The 18,184-nt window shown below is 70.4% G+C and carries 16 protein-coding genes; 13 read left to right on the top strand and 3 right to left on the bottom strand.

All coding sequences use genetic code 11. From position 1 onward, the window contains the following. Window positions 1-23: 23 nt before the first annotated feature. The 4 genes from EAO73_RS19585 to EAO73_RS19570 all read left to right on the top strand — a co-directional run bounded on the left by EAO73_RS19585 (window position 24) and on the right by EAO73_RS19570 (window position 5,239). Entirely contained in the window at window positions 24-647 is a 624-nt protein-coding gene (locus EAO73_RS19585) for a GntR family transcriptional regulator (RefSeq protein WP_147972819.1), read from the top strand. A gap of 268 nt (window positions 648-915) precedes the next feature. Continuing rightward, on the top strand, window positions 916-3,585 hold the full coding sequence (aceE, locus tag EAO73_RS19580; protein ID WP_147972818.1) for a pyruvate dehydrogenase (acetyl-transferring), homodimeric type: 2,670 nt from the start codon (window positions 916-918) through the stop codon (window positions 3,583-3,585). A gap of 90 nt (window positions 3,586-3,675) precedes the next feature. Continuing rightward, window positions 3,676-4,656 (top strand): helix-turn-helix transcriptional regulator, encoded by a 981-nt coding sequence (locus tag EAO73_RS19575; protein WP_191134145.1) that lies wholly within the window; start codon window positions 3,676-3,678, stop codon window positions 4,654-4,656. A 61-nt stretch (window positions 4,657-4,717) separates the two neighbouring features. Next, window positions 4,718-5,239, top strand: coding sequence for a DUF4240 domain-containing protein (locus tag EAO73_RS19570; protein ID WP_147973543.1), 522 nt, complete (start codon window positions 4,718-4,720; stop codon window positions 5,237-5,239). Window positions 5,240-5,251: 12 nt separating this feature from the next. On the opposite strand, the gene EAO73_RS19565 is transcribed toward EAO73_RS19570, so the two are convergent. Continuing rightward, on the bottom strand, window positions 5,252-5,779 hold the full coding sequence (locus EAO73_RS19565) for a GNAT family N-acetyltransferase (protein WP_147972817.1): 528 nt from the start codon (window positions 5,777-5,779) through the stop codon (window positions 5,252-5,254). Between the two features lie 56 nt (window positions 5,780-5,835). Here EAO73_RS19565 and EAO73_RS19560 point away from each other — a divergent pair, with 56 nt between their 5' ends. Further along, window positions 5,836-6,735 carry a TIGR01777 family oxidoreductase gene (locus tag EAO73_RS19560; RefSeq protein ID WP_147972816.1) on the top strand — a complete coding sequence of 300 codons (900 nt, stop codon included), beginning with the start codon at window positions 5,836-5,838 and terminating at the stop codon, window positions 6,733-6,735. A 182-nt stretch (window positions 6,736-6,917) separates the two neighbouring features. Continuing rightward, window positions 6,918-8,264, top strand: coding sequence for an NAD(P)/FAD-dependent oxidoreductase (locus EAO73_RS19555; protein ID WP_147972815.1), 1,347 nt, complete (start codon window positions 6,918-6,920; stop codon window positions 8,262-8,264). A 13-nt stretch (window positions 8,265-8,277) separates the two neighbouring features. Here the strand turns inward: EAO73_RS19555 and EAO73_RS19550 are convergent, their stop codons facing one another. Then, entirely contained in the window at window positions 8,278-9,882 is a 1,605-nt protein-coding gene (locus tag EAO73_RS19550) for a regulator (RefSeq protein WP_147972814.1), read from the bottom strand. A 286-nt stretch (window positions 9,883-10,168) separates the two neighbouring features. On the opposite strand from EAO73_RS19550, the gene lipB reads away from it, so the two are divergent. The 4 genes from lipB (at window position 10,169) to EAO73_RS19530 (ending at window position 13,330) form a co-directional block, all read left to right on the top strand. Continuing rightward, a complete protein-coding gene (gene lipB, locus EAO73_RS19545; protein WP_147972813.1) occupies window positions 10,169-10,981 on the top strand; it encodes a lipoyl(octanoyl) transferase LipB in 813 nt (270 codons plus the stop codon). Window positions 10,982-11,140: 159 nt separating this feature from the next. Further along, window positions 11,141-12,076 carry a lipoyl synthase gene (lipA, locus tag EAO73_RS19540; RefSeq protein WP_147973542.1) on the top strand — a complete coding sequence of 312 codons (936 nt, stop codon included), beginning with the start codon at window positions 11,141-11,143 and terminating at the stop codon, window positions 12,074-12,076. Window positions 12,077-12,393: 317 nt separating this feature from the next. Further along, a complete protein-coding gene (locus tag EAO73_RS19535) occupies window positions 12,394-12,609 on the top strand; it encodes a hypothetical protein (protein WP_147973541.1) in 216 nt (71 codons plus the stop codon). Window positions 12,610-12,619: 10 nt separating this feature from the next. Then, window positions 12,620-13,330, top strand: a complete 711-nt coding sequence (locus tag EAO73_RS19530; protein ID WP_147972812.1) for a DUF4191 domain-containing protein — start codon at window positions 12,620-12,622, stop codon at window positions 13,328-13,330. Between the two features lie 80 nt (window positions 13,331-13,410). Here the strand turns inward: EAO73_RS19530 and EAO73_RS19525 are convergent, their stop codons facing one another. After that, a complete protein-coding gene (locus EAO73_RS19525) occupies window positions 13,411-13,878 on the bottom strand; it encodes an RDD family protein (RefSeq protein WP_191134144.1) in 468 nt (155 codons plus the stop codon). Window positions 13,879-14,163: 285 nt separating this feature from the next. Here EAO73_RS19525 and glnA point away from each other — a divergent pair, with 285 nt between their 5' ends. The 3 genes from glnA to EAO73_RS19510 all read left to right on the top strand — a co-directional run bounded on the left by glnA (window position 14,164) and on the right by EAO73_RS19510 (window position 18,152). Beyond that, complete coding sequence (gene glnA, locus EAO73_RS19520) at window positions 14,164-15,573, top strand: type I glutamate--ammonia ligase (RefSeq protein ID WP_147972811.1); 1,410 nt, start codon at window positions 14,164-14,166, stop codon at window positions 15,571-15,573. A 480-nt stretch (window positions 15,574-16,053) separates the two neighbouring features. Next, on the top strand, window positions 16,054-17,454 hold the full coding sequence (locus tag EAO73_RS19515) for a 3'-5' exonuclease (protein WP_147972810.1): 1,401 nt from the start codon (window positions 16,054-16,056) through the stop codon (window positions 17,452-17,454). Continuing rightward, window positions 17,451-18,152: a DarT ssDNA thymidine ADP-ribosyltransferase family protein gene (locus EAO73_RS19510; protein WP_147972809.1), complete on the top strand. Its 702-nt coding sequence runs from the start codon at window positions 17,451-17,453 to the stop codon at window positions 18,150-18,152. Before EAO73_RS19515 ends, EAO73_RS19510 begins: the two co-directional genes overlap by 4 nt. Window positions 18,153-18,184 lie beyond the last annotated feature (32 nt).

Raw genomic sequence — 18,184 nt, 5'->3', positions numbered from 1 at the left:
CGGTCTGTCCGAAGGAGCCCGTCATGACCCCGCCCGTCGTCCACTCGCTGCGCGAACAGATCCGCGAGCACATCGTGGAGGGGATCGTCAGCGGGCGCTGGAAGCCGGGCGAGCGGATCGTGGAGCGGCGCATCGCCACCGAGCTGGAGGTCAGCCAGACGCCCGTGCGCGAGGCGCTGCGGGAGCTGGAGACGCTGCGGCTGATCGAGTCGGCGCCCAACAAGGGCGTCCGGGTCCGCAACCTCACCGCCGCCGACCTGGAGGAGAGCTACCCGGTACGGGCGGGTCTGGAGCAGATCGCGGCCGAGCTGGCGGCCCCCGCGCTCGGCGAGGACTGCTCGCTGCTGGCGCCGCACGTGGCGGCACTGTACGAGGCGGACCGGCTGGCGGACGGCGAGGCCCAGGTCCGGCACACGGTCGGTTTCCACCGCGAGCTGGTGCGGGCGGCGGGCAACGCGGTGCTGCTGCACACCTGGGAGGGGCTGGGCATCGAGGTGTTCACGGCGCTGTCGATCCGCTGGCTGGGGACGGTGCAGAAGTCGTACGCCGAGGAGCACGAGGCGCTCATCGACGCCTTCCTCCGCAAGGACCCGGACATAGGGACCCTGGTCAAGGCGCACGTGCTGGGCTGCGCGCCGCGCGCCTGAAGCCGCACCGGAGCGGCTGTGCATCTGTCGTGAGGGGCGCTCGCCTGTGCAGGCGAGCGCCCCTTTTGCGTAGGTAAATCCCGTCACTCGGTGCCCCATTTCATGGCACGGCATGCCACTTTCTTCATATCGAGAAGTTTTGCCGTTCATCCTTTGATCGATCATCGATCGGCGACTTACAGTTCACCTCGCGGGCCCACCGGCCCCATCGCCCTGTCCTGCCAGTCAGGGACTTCTCCACCCCCCTCCTCACCGGAAGGCGGCGATCATGACCGACCCCGTAGGAAAGCTTCCGAGCGAGCTCGACCAGCTCCCGGACCGCGACCCGGAGGAGACCGCTGAATGGGCGGCCTCCCTGGATGCCGTCACCAAGGCCGCGGGCCCGCACCGTGCCGCGTACCTCATGCGGCGCTCGCTCCAGCACGCCGAGGGCGCCGGTCTCGCGCTGCCCAAGCTGCTGGAGACCGATTACGTCAACTCCATCCCGACCGCCGCGGAGCCCGACTTCGACGGCGACCTGGAGATGGAGTCGAGGATCACCGCGTGGAACCGCTGGAATGCGGCCGCGATGGTCACCCGCGGTGCCCGCTTCGGCGTCGGCGGCCACATCGCCACCTTCGCCTCGGCGGCCTGGCTGTACGAGACCGGCTTCAACCACTTCTTCCGCGGCAAGGAGGGGGACGGCTCCGGCGACCAGCTCTACATCCAGGGCCACGCCTCCCCCGGCATCTACGCCCGCGCCTTCCTCGACGGCCGGCTCAGCGAGCAGCAGCTCGACAACTTCCGCCAGGAGGCGGGCGGCGACGGCCTGCCGTCCTACCCGCACCCGCGGCGGCTGCCCTGGCTGTGGGAGTTCCCCACGGTCTCCATGGGCCTCGGCCCGCTCTCGGCGATCTACCAGGCGCGCTTCAACCGCTACCTCGCCAACCGCAACATCAAGGACACGTCGAACTCGCACGTCTGGGCCTTCCTGGGCGACGGCGAGATGGACGAGCCCGAGTCGACCGCCGCCCTCGCGCTGGCGGCCCGCGAGAAGCTCGACAACCTGACCTTCGTCATCAACTGCAACCTGCAGCGCCTCGACGGTCCGGTCCGCGCCAACTTCCGCGTCGTGCAGGAGCTGGAGGGCGCCTTCCGCGGCGCCGGCTGGAACGTCGTCAAGACGCTCTGGGGCAACGCCTGGGACGAGCTGTTCCAGCTCGACACCACGGGTGCGCTGGTCCGCCGGCTGCGCGAGGTCCCGGACGCGCAGTTCCAGACGTACGCCACCCGCGACGTCGCGTACATCCGTGAGCACTTCTTCGGCGCCGAGCCCGCGCTCGCCGAGCTGGCGAAACTGCTCACCGACGCGAAGATCGCCGAGTGTTTCTACACCTCCCGCGGCGGCCACGAGGCCCGCAAGGTGTACGCGGCGTACCGCGCGGCCGTCGAGCACAAGGGCGCGCCGACCGTGATCCTCGCCCAGACGGTGAAGGGCTACACGCTCGGCAAGGGCTTCGAGTCCAAGAACGCCAACCACCAGATGAAGAAGCTGTCGATCGACGAGTTCAAGGGCATGCGCGAGCTGCTCGGCCTCCCGATCCCGGACAGCGCCTTCACCGACGGCCTGGTGCCCTACGGCCACCCGGGCGCCGACTCCCCCGAGGTCCGCTACCTCCAGGAGCGCCGTGCCGCCCTCGGCGGCCCCGCCCCGGCCCGCCGGGTGCACGCGGTGGCGCTGCCCGAGCCCGAGGAGCGCGCGTTCGCCGCGCTCAAGAAGGGCTCCGGCAAGCAGGAGATGGCCACCACCATGGCCTTCGTCCGCCTGGTCAAGGACCTGATGCGGGACAAGCAGACCGGCAAGCGCTGGGTGCCGATCGTCCCGGACGAGGCCCGCACCTTCGGCATGGAGTCGCTGTTCCCCTCCGCCGGCATCTACTCGCCGCTGGGCCAGACGTACGAGCCGGTCGACCGCGACCAGCTGATGTACTACAAGGAGGCCAAGGACGGCCAGATCCTCAACGAGGGGATCACCGAGGCCGGCGCCATGGCCGACTTCATCGCCGCCGCCACGTCGTACGCGACGCACGGCGAGACGATGATCCCGTTCTACATCTTCTACTCGATGTTCGGCTGGCAGCGGACCGGCGACCAGATGTGGCAGCTCGCCGACCAGCTCGGCAAGGGCTTCATCGTCGGTGCCACCGCCGGCCGTACGACCCTGACGGGCGAGGGCCTCCAGCACGCGGACGGGCACTCGCACCTGATCGCCGCCACGAACCCGGCGTCGCTCAACTACGACCCGGCGTTCGCGTACGAGATCGCGGTCATCGTCAAGGACGGTCTGCGGCGGATGTACGGCCCCGAGGCCGAGGACGTCTTCTACTACCTGACGGTCTACAACGAGCCGAAGCAGCAGCCCGCGATGCCGGAAGGCGTCGAGGAGGGCATCGTCAAGGGCCTGTACCGCTTCAAGGAGGGCACTCCCGGCGCGGCGGACGCCCCCCGCGCCCAGCTGCTGGCCTCCGGTACGGCGATCCACTGGGCCCTGGAGGCCCAGGAGCTGCTGGCCGCCGACTGGGGTGTCACGGCCGACGTCTGGTCCGCGACCTCCTGGGGTGAGCTGCGCCGCGAGGCGCTGGAGTGCGACGAGGCGCTGCTCCGCGGTGAGCAGCGGGTGCCGTACGTGACGCAGGCGCTGGAGGGTGCTCCGGGTCCGGTCGTCGCGGTCAGCGACTGGATGCGCGCGGTCCCGGACCAGATCAGCCAGTGGGTCGAGCAGGACTGGTCCTCGCTCGGCACGGACGGCTTCGGTCTCTCCGACACGCGTGACGCGGCCCGCCGCCACTTCGGCGTCGACGCCCAGTCCGTCGTCGTCGCCACGCTGGCCCAGCTGGCCCGCCGCGGCGAGGTGCCGGCGACCGCCGTCAAGGAGGCACGGGACCGGTACGGTCTCTGAGCGTGATCAGGCCCGTCCGGCGTGAGGCTTCGCCCTCAATCGCCGGACGGGCTTGATTGTGCCGCGCCACGGTCCGGCCACAATGGCCGCATGCGTGCTGCCCGGCTGATCCGTATGGTGCTGCTCCTCCAGGCCCGCCCCGGCATGACCGCCGCCGAGCTGGCACGGGAGCTGGAGGTCTCCGAGCGGACCGTCACCCGGGACGCCCAGGCCCTCTCCGAGGCCGGCATCCCGGTGTACGCGGAGCGCGGCCGGGCCGGCGGCTACCGGCTCGTCGGCGGCTACCGCACCGGGCTGACCGGTCTCGCCCGTGACGAGGCCGAGGCGCTCTTCCTGTCCGGCCTGCCCTCCGCCCTGCGCGAGATGGGGCTCGCGGACGCCGCCTCCGCCGCCCGGCTCAAGGTGTCGGCGGCCCTGACCCCCGCGCTGCGGGACGCCCCGGCGGGGGCCGGCCGGCGCTTCCACCTGGACGCGCCCGGCTGGTACCAGGAACCGGTCACCCCCGAGCTGCTGCCCGCCGTGGCCGACGCCGTGTGGCGCGACCGGCTGCTCCTCGCCCGCTACCGCCGGGCCGGCCGGGACGCCGACGTCGAACGGGAGCTGGCCCCGTACGGGCTCGTGCTGAAGGCGGGCGTCTGGTACCTGTGCGCCCGCGTGGGCGACGACGTGCGGGTCTACCGTATCGACCGGTTCACCGCCGTGACCGTTTCCGGCACCCCTTTCGTCCGGGACGAGGGTTTCGACCTGCCCGCCTTCTGGGAAGAGCGGTCCGCCGCTTTCGCCCGCTCCCTGCTGCGTACGGAGGTGACGCTGCGGCTCTCGGAGACGGCCGCGCACCGGCTGCCGCACACCGTGGACCGGGCCGCCGCCCGGGAGGCGCTGGAGGCCGCCGGGCCGCCCGACGGGGACGGCTGGGTCACCGTCACCCTGGCGGTCGAGTCCCCGGACGTCGCCTACGGCCAGCTGCTGGGCCTCGGACCGGAGTTGGAGGTCCTGGAACCGCCCGCCCTGCGGGAGAGGTTCACGGCCGCCGCGGCCCGCCTGCACGCCCTCTACGGGCAGGCCCCCTGAGGGCTTCGTTCAGATGTCTGGGCGTGCGTCGGCCGCCCCCAGGGCAGATGCTGGACCCGTGATGGACGAGACCGAGTTCTGGGAGCTGATCGACAGCACGCGCGAGGCCGCCGACGGCGACCCCGAGGACCATGCCGATCTGCTGGTCGACAAGCTGGTGCAGCTCGACCCCGAAGCGGTGCTGGACTTCGCCCGGCACTTCGAGGCCCGCTTCAACCGGGCCTACCGCTGGGACCTGTGGGGCGCCGCCGCCGTGCTGCTGGGCGGCGCGGACGACGAGGCCTTCGACTCCTTCCGCTGCTGGCTGATCGGCCGGGGCCGGGAGGTCTTCGAGGGCGCCGTGCACGACCCGGACAGCCTGGCCGAACTGCTCGGCTCCTTCGACGAGGAACTGGACGGCGACGGCGAGGAGCTGGGCTACGCGGCCGACGAGGCGTACGAACAGCTCACCGGCGTCGTCGCGCCCGACCTCGGGCTCCCGCCGCAGGCCGACGAGCCGGAGGGCACCGAACTGGACCCGGACGACGACGACGCCCTGGCGGCCCGGCTGCCCGTGCTCTGGGAGCGGTACGGCCGGGAGTGAGGCCCGCGTCCCTCACGGGGTGAGCGAGCGGCCCATCATCACGTCGTCCACGTACCGCCCGTTCAGGAAGAACTCGCCCGGCAGCACGCCCTCGACGGCGAAGCCCTCCGCCTCGTACAGCGCGCGGGCGGGCGCGTTGTGGCCGAGGACCCGCAGCGTGATCCGGCTCGCGCCCTCGCCGCGCGCCGCGACACACGCGGCCCGGATCAGGGCGCGCCCGACGCCCCGGCCTCGCGCCCAGTGGGCCACGGCGAGGCCCTGGATCTGCCGGACGTGCGCGTTGCAGGCCAGCGGGGTCGGCGGCACCACCCGTATGTAACCGGCCGGCACCAGCCTCCCCGCTTCGTCCTCCGCCTGGGCCACCAGGATGTCCTGGGGCAGATGCCGCTCGTCGAAGAACGGCTCGTACGGCGGCTGCGGGCGCGGCTGCACCGCGTGCAGCGTCGACCAGGTGGCACGGTCCAGCTCACCGAGGGCCGGCCCGTCGTCCAGGACGGCGCGGCGGACAACAGGGGCGGCGGACATGGCGGATTCGGTCATGGCCGCCACTGTGCCACGGCCGTGTACGGCGGCCCCGGTGGGGCAGGATGGACGCCATGCCGCACTCCCGCATCGCCGTCACCGGATCGACCGGACTCATCGGATCGGCCCTCGTCCGCTCCCTGCGCGCCGACGGGCACGAGGTGGTCCGCCTGGTGCGCCACCCCGCCCGGGACGGGGACGAGGTGGAGTGGGACCCCAAGCGCGAGTACGTGGACGTGGCCGGCCTGGTCGGCTGCGACGCGGTCGTCCACCTCGCCGGGGCCGGGGTCGGCGACCACCGCTGGACCGACGCGTACAAGAAGGAGATCCGGGACAGCCGGGTGCTCGGCACCGCCACCCTCGCGGACGCCGTCGCCTCGCTCGACACCCCGCCCGCCGTGCTGCTCTCCGGGTCCGCGATCGGCTTCTACGGGGACACGGGGGACCGCCCGGTCGACGAGGACGCGCCGCCCGGCGACGGATTCCTGCCATCGGTGTGCGTGGAGTGGGAGGAGGCCACCGCGGCGGCCGAGGAGGCGGGGGTGCGCACGGTGCACGCCCGCACGGGCCTGGTGGTCGCCCGGGAGGGCGGCGCCTGGGGCCGGCTCTTCCCACTGTTCCGGGCCGGGCTCGGCGGCCGGCTGGGCAACGGGCGGCAGTACTGGAGCTTCATCGCGCTGCACGACCACATCGCGGCGATGCGGCACATCCTGGACACCCCGGAGCTCTCCGGCCCGGTGAACCTGACCGCTCCCACGCCCGTCACCAACGCCGAGGTGACCGCTGCCATGGGACGCGTACTGCGGCGGCCGACGCTGTTCCCGGTGCCCGCGCAGGCGCTGCGGATCGCGCTGGGCGAGTTCGCCGGGGACGTGCTGGGCAGTCAGCGGGTGCTGCCCGCACGGCTGCTGGACTCCGGCTTCTCGTTCGCCTTCCCCGGCGTCGACGCCGCGATCCGGTCGGCCCTGCGCTGATCGTCCCCGCACCCGACGGCACTTCGTTCGGACGGGTGTGCAACCCCGTGCACCGGTGCACCGGTCCGCGCGCGACTGCGCGGGATCGGGCCACTCTCCTAGCCTCCTGACGAACGCACGCATTCCGGTGGGCGGTTGAGGGCAAGAGCCCCCCACCACTTGCGCCGAATCGGGGAGGGCACGTGCTCAGCACGGCACACCACGCGGACGTCGTCATCATCGGGGCCGGAATCGCCGGTCTGTCAGCGGCCCACCGGCTGACCAGCGCGGGAGTCAGTGTCAGCGTCCTGGAGGCCGGCCCCGGCGTCGGCGGCCGGATGACGACCGACGACGTGGACGGGTTCCGGCTCGACCGCGTCGGCCCGCTGCTCAACACCGCGTATCCCGAGCTCCGCACCACCCCGGGGCTCGAAGGACTCGTCCTGCGCACCTTCGATCCCGGCGTCCTCGTCCACAGCGAGGGCCGCCGCCACCGGACCGGGGAGACCCGCCGCGTACCGGGCGCACGCAGCGCACGGGGCGCGCTCAAGGCGGCGCGCGCCCTCGCGAGCGCCCCCCGGCCGCCCCGCGCGGGCGCCCTCACCGGAGCCATGGGCGGTGCGATCGACCACGCCCGGCTCGGCGTGGCACTCGCCCGGCTGGCCGCCACGCCCACGGCCCGTGTCCTCGCCCGGCCCGAACGCGCCGCGCTCGACGCCCTCTCCGGCCGGCTGTCCGCCCGTACGCTCGACGGCTTCGTCCGCCCCCTGCTCACCGCACTCCTCAGCGACCCGGACCTCACCACCTCCAGCCGCTGCGCCGACCTCGCGCTGCGCACGTACGCGAGCGGCCGCCTGTGCGTACCGGAGGGCGGGGCGGACACGCTGCCCGCGCTCCTCGCCGCTTCCCTGCCGCCCGGCACCGTACGCACCGGAGTCCATGTCACCTCCGCCGACATCACCTCCGTACGTACCAAGGAGCACGGCGAACTGGGCTGCCGCTCCCTGCTCGTGGCCACCGGGGCGAGCGCCGCCGCCGAACTGCTGCCGGGCCTGCGGCTGCCGTCCTTCCACCCCGTGACGGTGCTTCACCACACCGCCCCCGCTCCCCCGCCGACCGGCGCCGCGCTCCTCCTCGACGCCGACCGGTCGGGTCCCGTCGCCCACACCGCTGTGATGAGCGCGGTCGACCCGGCGCGCGCCCCGCACGGCCGGACCCTGATCAGTTCCACGGTGCTCGGCAGCCCGCCCGACGACCTCGACCGCACGGTCCGCGCCCACCTCGCCACCCTCTACGGCGTATCCACCGACGACTGGGAGCTGCTGGCCGCCCACCACGACCCGGAAGCGGTACCCGCGATGCCCGCGCCGCACGACCCGCGCCGCCCCGTCCGGGTCCTCGCGGGCCTGTACGTGTGCGGCGACCACCGCGACACCGGCACCGTCCAGGGCGCCCTGGCCTCCGGCCACCGCGCCGCCGCCTCGATCCTCAACGACCTCGGCGTACGCCCCGTCACCGGGGACACCCCGGCGCTCCCCAAGGCGGCCTGACGGCCCGGCCGCCTCAGCCCAGCGCCGCCACCCGCTCCCGGTAGCCCCGTACGGCGGCGGCGTCCCGGAAGGGCTCCAGCCGCCGCTCGAAGTCCCGCACGTACTCCGTGGCACGCGCCGAACGCATCTCAGCCGCCTGCTGAGCGGCCTCCGCACCCAGCCGGCACGCCTGGTCCAGCTCCCCGAGCCCCAGCCGGGCGGACGCCAGCACCACCCGGCAGAACAGCCTGCTCCGGGCGTACGCGGGGGCGCGCAACTGGAGTGCGCGCTCCGCGTACTGGGCGGCTGCCCGGTACTGCTGGAGGTCGCGATGGCAGTGCCCGAACTCGTCGGCGAGCTGCGCCTCGTCGAAGTGGCGGGCCCAGTGCGGCACCTCGTCACCGGGCCGGGCGGCCTCCAGCGCGCGTTCCGCCCGCGCCAGCGAGGCCGTGCACGCCTTGGCGTCCCCGAGCACCGCGTGCCCGCGCGCCTCCACAGCGTGCAGCAGGGCCATGACGGTGTGCGGCGCGGCCGAACCGATGCCCTGCTGAGCCACCCGGGCCAGCTGGACCGCCTCGCGGCCGTGCGTGAGATAGACCGCCTGACGGCTCATGGTGATCAGCACATAACTGCCGTACGCCCGGTCGCCCGCCGCCTGCGCGAGCCGCAGCGCCTGCACGAAATAGCGCTGGGCCAGCCCGTGCGCCGCGATGTCGTACGAGGTCCAGCCCGCCAGCCTGGTCAGATCGGCGGCGGCCCCGAACAGCCGCCTGCCGGTCGCCTCCCCGTACGTGCCGCGCAGCATCGGCTCCGTCTCGTGCTCCAGGTACCGCACGAGCGCCTGCCGGGCGTGCCCGCCGCCGTAGGCGTGGTCGAGGGTACGGAAGAGCTCTGCCACCGAACGCAGCGCGGCGACGTCCCCCTCGCCCACCCGCAGCCCCGAGCCCCGCTCGGTCTGCCGCTGCCGGGGCACGGCGGCGGTGCCCGGGGTGCCGGGCGGCGGGGGCGTCCCGCCGGGCCGCGAGGGCACGGGCCCTCGCACACCGTGCCGCCCGCCCGGGGCGCCGCACTGTTCCGGGACGACGGGAACGGTGCCGTGCGCCGCGTACGGGGCCGGGGCGGCGGGGACCTGGGCCCCGGCCGGGGGCCTCGCGGCACCGGCCCTGACGGGTCCGCCCGGCGCGGGCCGGCCGACCCACTCGTCCGCCCGGCCGATCAGCCAGTCCCGGCTGGGGACGACGAGCCCGGCCGGGGTGAAGGCGATCTTCCGCAGCTCCGTGTGGCTGCCGGAGTCCTTGCGCCAGAGACCGCTGACGATGTCGACCGCCTCGGCGGGCGTGGCGGCGAACTCGAGACCGGCGTAGACCGGGGCGCAGGCGTCCAGCCCCAGGTCCTGCGCCGAGAGCCGGCGGCCGAGGCGCCGGGTGAAGACCTCGGCGATCAGCGCGGGCGTGGTCCCCCGGGGCTGCTGGCCGCGCAGCCACCGGGTCACGGACGTCTTGTCGTACCGCAGGTCGAGGCCGTGTTCGAGGCCGAGCTGATCCACCCGGCGGGCGAGGCCGGCGTTGGAGAAACCGGCCTCGGTGATGAGCGAGGCGAGCCGACGGTTGGGGGTGCGCTGCGGAGGTCGTTCCGACATCAGCTGTAGGGTCTCCTGCCTTCGGGGCCGGGCGGAAAGCCCTGGGGCGTGTCCGGCGCCCTCCTCTGACGAACGGCGCGAATTTAGCCGCCTGCGGGGCGGCCACAGGACCCTTCGCTCCACATTCATCCGATCGTGTGAGGATTGTGGGCGGCGCTGACGGGGAGACCTGCCCGGCCCATGTGCCGACGCCGGCCGTACAGTGGCCGGGGCGCGATTCGTGCAGGGTGACGCGGTACGGGGCAACCCCCCGGACCACGACACCCCGAGGAGAGAGGCTGCTGACGTGACGGAGCTCCGGTTCGTCCGTATGGGATTCGGCGAGAACGCCGTCGACTACCGGGAGGCCTGGCAGAAGCAGCGCGAGGTGCACGCGGCGCGGTTCGAGGACACCGTCCCCGACACCTGCCTGCTCGTCGAGCACCCGCCCGTCTACACCGCGGGCAGGCGCACGGCCGACAGCGAGCGCCCCCTCGACGGCACCCCCGTCATCGACGTCGACCGCGGCGGCAAGATCACCTGGCACGGCCCCGGCCAGCTCGTCGGCTACCCGATCCAGAAGCTCCCCCGCCCCGTGGACGTCGTCGCCCACGTGCGCCGCCTCGAAGAGGCCCTGATCCGCACCGCCGCCGAGTTCGGCGTCGAGACCACCCGCGTCGAGGGCCGCAGCGGCGTCTGGGTCCTGGGCGACCCCGTCGAACAGCGCCCCGCCCTCCCCGGCCTCACCCTCGACTTCGACCCGCGCATGCAGGACGACGAGTTCGACCCCCGCCTCAACGGCCCGCAGTACGCACCCTCCAACGCCGGCCAGCGCCGCGAGGACCGCAAGCTCGCCGCCATCGGCATCCGCGTCGCCAAGGGCGTCACCATGCACGGCTTCTCGTTCAACGTGAACCCCGACAACACCTGGTTCGACCGGATCGTCCCCTGCGGCATCCGGGACGCCGGCGTCACCTCGCTCAGCTACGAGCTCGGCCGCGACATCACCATCGACGAGGTCCTGCCCGTCGTCGAGAAGCACCTGAGGGACATCCTGGAGAACGCCGAACTCGCCCCCCGTACGATCGAGCGCGCCGACGACGCCATGGCCACGGCGTGACCCACGGAACACGCCCCCGGGAATAGGCCCCGCCTGCCCCAGGTTGGGCAGACGTACAACCGAATGAACTACGGGCGTACCCTGGTGTTCGCCGAAGAATCCAATGCAGTGAAAGCAAAGGGGAGTGCCGGAGTGTCTGTCGCACCCGACGGGCGCAAGATGCTGCGCCTTGAGGTCCGGAACAGCCAGACCCCCATCGAGCGCAAGCCCGAGTGGATCAAGACACGGGCGAAGATGGGCCCCGAGTACAACCAGCTGCAGAAACTCGTCAAGAGCGAGGGCCTGCACACGGTGTGCCAGGAGGCAGGCTGCCCCAACATCTTCGAGTGCTGGGAGGACCGCGAGGCCACGTTCCTCATCGGCGGCGACCAGTGCACCCGGCGCTGTGACTTCTGCCAGATCGACACGGGCAAACCGCAGGCGCTGGACCGGGACGAACCCCGCCGCGTCGGCGAGTCGGTCGTCACGATGGACCTGAACTACGCCACCATCACCGGCGTCGCCCGCGACGACCTGGAGGACGGCGGCTCCTGGCTGTACGCCGAGACCGTGCGCCAGATCCACCGGCTCACCGCGGACCGGGAGGCCGGCCGCACCAAGGTCGAGCTGCTGATCCCCGACTTCAACGCCGAGCCCGAGCAGCTCGCCGAGGTCTTCTCCTCGCGCCCCGAGGTGCTCGCGCACAACGTGGAGACGGTGCCGCGCATCTTCAAGCGCATCCGCCCCGGCTTCCGCTACGAGCGCTCCCTGGAGGTCATCACCCGCGCCCGCGAGGCCGGCCTGGTGACCAAGTCCAACCTCATCCTCGGCATGGGCGAGACCCGCGAAGAGGTCAGCGAGGCGCTCCAGGACCTGTACGACGCGGGCTGCGAGCTCATCACCATCACGCAGTACCTCCGCCCCTCGGTGCGCCACCACCCCGTCGAGCGCTGGGTGAAGCCCAACGAGTTCGTCGAGCTGAAGGACGAGGCCGACGCGATCGGGTACTCGGGCGTCATGTCCGGACCGCTCGTCCGCTCCTCGTACCGCGCGGGCCGGCTGTTCCAGCAGGCGATGGACCGGCGCGAGGCGCAGGTTCCGACGCCCTCCGCGTAAGCACTCCGCCGGTGGCCGCCCGTGTGAATCCGCACACAGGCGGCCATCGCCGTGTCATGCCCTCCCCCGCACGGTCCGCACGCCCGCCGCAGGTCCGGGAGGCCCCGCGGCGCGGACGGACCGCGTCGGCGTGCGCGGCGCCCGTATCAAGGTTTCATTGGTGTTTGACCGACCGGTCATGCGCTGGTAACACCGAACAGTGACCCTGGATGAACGCGCAGCGCGATGACGTGGTGACTCCGGCCACCACCGCCTCCCCTGCGCAGCGTCTCCAGTCCGCGCAGCACACGCACATCGTTTCCGAGGGGACTTCCACGATGCAGGCCGCGCCGGTACGCGCCACCGTCATTCCCACCGTCACCGATGCCCTCCGCGCCGTCGAGTCGCTGCTGCTCAGCAGCGGCCAGCGCACCGCCCGCCGCAACGCCTGGACGGCCGTCCTGGAGGACCGCCGCCGGGCCAGGGACCGGGCCGAGTCCGGCTACGCACTGGAACGGGAGGCCGTGGCCGCCCGTCGTTCCCGGGCCACGTAAACTTCATTGCATGGCGAGGAAGGCAAACACCACTGAAGGCGCGGACAGCGCCGAGAACGCGGGGCGGCTCAAGCAGATCGCTCTGACCTACAAGATGACCAGGCGGACCGACTCCAAGATCGGTCTTGTGGTCGCGGGTGTGGGAATCGTCACCTTCGGTGTCATCCTCGCGATCGGTTTCCTGATCGATCACCCGATCTACCTGGGCATCCTGGGCTTCGTGCTCGCCCTCCTCGCGATGGCGATCGTCTTCGGACGCCGCGCCGAGCGCGCCGCCTTCGGGCAGATGGAGGGCCAGCCGGGCGCGGCGGCGGCGGTGCTGGACCGCGTGGGCCGCGGCTGGACGACGACCCCGGCGGTCGCGATGAACCGCAGCCAGGACGTCGTCCACCGCGCCGTGGGCAAGGCAGGCATCGTGCTGGTCGCCGAGGGCAACCCGAACCGGGTGAAGAGCCTGCTCGCGGCCGAGAAGAAGAAGATGGCCCGCATCGTGGTCGACGTTCCCGTCCACGACATCATCGTCGGCAACGGCGAGGGCCAGGTGCCCCTGAAGAAGGTCCGCACCAAGATGCTCAAGCTCCCCCGCGTCCTGACCGGCCCCCAGGTCACGGCCGCCAACGACCGCCTCCGCGCGATGGGCGACCTGATGAGCAACATGCCCCTCCCGAAGGGGCCCCTCCCCGGCCGCGGCGGCGCCGGCCGCCCGCCCCGCGCACGCTAGGGCCTGTACGCCGGAAGCGCGAAGAGGGCGGGCCGTGAACCACCTGGTTCACGGCCCGCCCTCTTCGCGCTTCGTACGGCTCAGATGCGGATCTGGACCGCGCGGGCCAGGCGGTCGTGGAGGCCGCGGCCGTCGCGGTCCCAGACCAGGGCCGGGATCGCCAGGCAGAGGAGCACGCTGCGGACGAGGACGCGTACGAGGCCGAGGCGGCCGCCGTCCTCGGCGACGACGCGGATGCCCATGAGGCGCTTGCCCGGGGTGCAGCCGATGGTGCCGACGGTGAGCACGCTCATGACGAGGAAGATGCCGAGCGCCCAGTTTCCGGACGCCTGCTGGTCACCGCGAGCGAACAGCCCGTATGCGATCAGCAGGCACAGGGCCCAGTCGATGAAGAGGGCCCCGAAGCGCCGGCCGAGCGGGGCAACGGCCCCGGGACCCTGCTCGGGAAGGCCGAGCCGCTTGCCCCGGTAGCCGAAGTCGGCGCCCATCTCCTCGGCTGCCGCGCGCGGCCCGGAGAGCCACGATCCGATTGCTTGCCTATTGTCCACCCGACCACGGTACTGCGCCGGGCCGCGCGCCTTCCCCTGCGGGTGCCGTCCCACTCCTCGGACATCTGGTTGAGACGCCCCGGAAACCCGTCCGACCCCGGTACGACGCCGGTCCGGGGCCCGTAGGACCGTCTGTCGCACTCGCGCCGGTTAACTTCGGCGAAACAAATGGGTCATGCTTGAGAAATCCGGTCTGCCTATGGTCGGGTCCAGCGTGTGCCACCGCACTGGTCACACAACGAGCTGCAACCCCGTCCCTCCCGGGCCGGGAGTAGGAGGAGTTGGATGTTCCAGAACGCCGACGACGCGAAGAAGTTCATCGCCGACAACGACGTCAAGTTCATCGATGTCCGGTTCTGCGACCTGCCCGGTGTGATGCAGCACGTCACCGTGCCGGCGGCGACCTTCAACCCGGCCGACGAGCTTGCCTTCGACGGCTCGTCGATCCGCGGCTTCCAGGCCATCCACGAGTCCGACATGTCGCTCCGCGCGGACCTGTCGACCGCCCGTGTCGACCCCTTCCGCCGCGACAAGACCGTCAACATCAACTTCTTCATCCACGACCCGATCACCGGCGAGCAGTACAGCCGTGACCCGCGCAACGTGGCCAAGAAGGCGGAGGCGTACCTCGCCTCCACCGGCATCGCCGACACCGCGTACTTCGGTCCCGAGGCCGAGTTCTACGTCTTCGACAACGTCCGCTTCCAGACGTCGGCGAACGAGAGCTTCTACCACATCGACTCCGAGGCCGCGGCCTGGAACACCGGTGCGGTCGAGAACAACCGCGGTTACAAGGTCCGCTACAAGGGCGGCTACTTCCCGGTCTCCCCGGTCGACCACCACGCGGACCTGCGCGCCGAGATGTCCCTGGAGCTGCAGAAGAGCGGCCTGGAGATCGAGCGCCAGCACCACGAGGTCGGCACCGGCGGCCAGGCCGAGATCAACTACAAGTTCAACACGCTGCTCGCCGCGGCCGACGACCTGATGCTCTTCAAGTACATCGTGAAGAACGTCGCCTGGCGCAACGGCAAGACCGCGACCTTCATGCCGAAGCCGATCTTCGGCGACAACGGCTCGGGCATGCACGTCCACCAGTCCCTGTGGGCCGGCGGCGACCCGCTGTTCTACGACGAGCAGGGCTACGCGGGCCTCTCGGACACCGCCCGCTACTACATCGGCGGCATCCTGAAGCACGCCCCGTCGCTGCTGGCCTTCACCAACCCGACGGTGAACTCCTACCACCGCCTGGTGCCCGGCTTCGAGGCCCCGGTCAACATGGTGTACTCGCAGCGCAACCGCTCCGCCGCGATGCGCATCCCGATCACGGGCTCCAACCCGAAGGCCAAGCGCGTCGAGTTCCGCGCCCCGGACCCGTCGTCCAACCCGTACCTGGCGTTCTCGGCCCTCCTGATGGCCGGCCTGGACGGCATCAAGAACAAGATCGAGCCCGCCGAGCCGATCGACAAGGACCTGTACGAGCTGGCTCCCGAGGAGCACGCCAACGTCCAGCAGGTCCCGACGTCCCTCCCGGCCGTCCTGGACGCCCTGGAGGCGGACAACGAGTACCTCCAGGCCGGCGGCGTCTTCACGTCCGACCTGATCGAGACGTGGATCGACTACAAGCGCACGCACGAGATCGCCCCGATCCAGCTGCGCCCGCACCCGCACGAGTTCGAGCTGTACTTCGACATCTAAAGATCAGGTCCGGGTGACCTGGGAGGGCTCCTGGAAACATGCGTTGACCTGCGAAAACACTGCTCAGCAGTGCTCGTTGTTACCGCTTGATTTCCGCGCCCTTGTGCACCGCGTGTGCACCGCCGGACCGATCCTCTGACGTAGCGTCAGCAGCAGTGAGGCCGCCACCCCGCTTCGGGGGGCGGCCTCACTCGCCTTATGGCACAGCCTCGTCCGAGAACTACGCATTACGGCGGCATACAGGGTCGTAACAGCTGTCGCCGCAGTTGCGCATGGGGTCCCGTCCCGGCTGGCCAGGAGCACAGCGATGCCCACGTCCGCGATTCTTGATCCAACGCCTGCCTTCCCGTCCGCTCACACATCAGGACATATGCGGTTCGCACGTCGCCTCAACTCGATCGAGGGCGCTCAGGCAGGGTTCTCTTCAAGATTCCTCAACTCCCTATACCTAGACGAACGCGGAAGCGTCATACTGACGCGATGGGGCTTTCGTTACCGGACCCGAAGGGTCAACAACGCGATGTTGTCTTCCTGAACGGGCGCGGCCACTGCGCCGTTCTTGGTACAGCAGGCAGCGGCAAGACCACAATGGCCGTCCATCGCGCCCACTATCTGGCGACTGCGCCGGGCATAGGAGGGCGCACGCTACTGGTGACCTTCAACAAAGCGCTCGTCACCTACCTCAAGGGGATGGGCACTGCACCACCTAACTTGCAGATCGAGAACTACCACCGGTTCGCACTCGGCTACATAAGCCACCACACGGCCTCTCACGTACGCATCTGCAAGTTCAAGGGACGACTTGTCGAGCAAGCATTGGCGGAAGTGCAGAATCGCTACCCAACTCGAGCAATAACCCAGCGCCCGCTGGACTTCTATCTGGATGAGCTCCACTGGATGGTGGGTCACGGCATCACCGACCAGGCGATCTACATAGACGGCCGCACCCGACGCGTGGGCCGAGGCAGGCCCCTCCTGCCCGCCGACCGCGAGGTGGTCTTCGACGTCTATCAACGGTACGTACAGCTACGCCGCGAATCGGGCTATGAACACGACTGGGACGACGTCGCATCCACTGCATTGGCGTCTCTCCAGGACGACCTATCCGATCGACATTACCGACATGTAGTCGTCGACGAGGGCCAAGACTTCACCCCTGAGATGATCCGAAGCCTGGCAGCAGCCATACCCGACGATGGTTCACTCACGTTCTTCGGGGACTACGCACAGCAGATCTACGGGAGCCGCATGTCGTGGAGGTCACTGGGGCTTCGGGTGACCAGCGTAGTGGAATTTGCCCACAATTACCGCAACAGCCGACAGATAGCCCAACTGGCCCAGGCTGCCTCTGAGATGCCTCACTTCCGTGACGACGTGGACCTGGTCCAACCCACTCGCCCTGCAGCCGATGGGCCGAAGCCCACCATCCTTGAGGTCGCCGACAAGGACGAGCAGCTAAGACACGCTGCCGCCAACGCGATCGCGTTGGGGGTCGATCGCCAAGTAGCCATCCTCACGCGGACTCGCGATCATGAAGAGGGAATCAGATCGCTCCTTGCTGGCACTCGGGTACCAATTCACCGCCTTCATCGCGAACTGGCCAGGTGGACAGACGAACCCGGAATCTTCTACGGAACCTACTCTTCAGCCAAGGGTCTTGAGTTCGACTCGGTGATCCTCCCTCTATGCGACGCCGATGAACTACCCAAGCCTGCCGAGGTCGAGGCCCACGGCCTCGACGAAGCGCGAGCGCGTGAGGCGCGCCAGCTGTATGTGGCCATCACACGAGCCCGGTCGGAGCTGATCCTTCTGCATTCAAGCAAGCTCACCGATCTACTGCCGAGCGAAATGTCGGACCTCTACCTTCGGGTCACCTCATGAACGCGATCGTCGATCAGGCGCAAACTCAGGGCATCACCCGGTTGTGCCACTTCACCAAGTCGGCCAATTTGGCGCATATCCTGGCCAGCCGCGAGCTACTTCCAGTCGCCGATCTCAAGGCCAACGAGGATGCATACCGCCCTGCTGACGCTAAACGCATGGACGGCGCCTTGGGGCACAGCTTCCTGAGCGTCGAGTACCCGAACACGTGGTACCTGTCTCAAGCCTCAGACCGAGACCCTAATTTCCGGGAATGGGTCATTTTGACATTGACCGTCGAACTCCTTGCCACCCCTGGCGCTAAGTTCTGCCCCTACAACTCCGCACGAGACAGAAGCGCCGGAGCTCGACAAGGACTTGACGGCTTCAAGGCCATGTTTGCACCATCCGTTACAGGCAACACCACTCGGCACCGCGAGGGCAGGCATCCAGACTGGTGGCCTACCGACGACCAGGCCGAGATACAGCATCCTGGGCCGATCCCTCTAACCGCCGTGCAATCCGTAATCGTTCGGGACGAAGGCCAGGCCGAACTGGAGTACTACAGACTCGCTGTGCATCTCGGCATGGCAGCCGTGCTGCCACCCTTGGTCGTTGCACCCGTAATCTTCAACAAGTACGACTTGAGTAACTCTGTGCGCGCAGGCAGGCGCCCGCGAGAGACCCCCTACATACCACGAACGACTCTGGCAGAGTGAGCACGTGAACGCTGAGCTGCATCCATGGACCG

It is taken from the genome of Streptomyces sp. col6 (assembly GCF_008042035.1).
GTDB lineage: Bacteria > Actinomycetota > Actinomycetes > Streptomycetales > Streptomycetaceae > Streptomyces.
The sequence above is the reverse complement of the archived record's forward strand: the minus strand, read 5'-3'. Positions and strand labels throughout refer to the sequence as shown.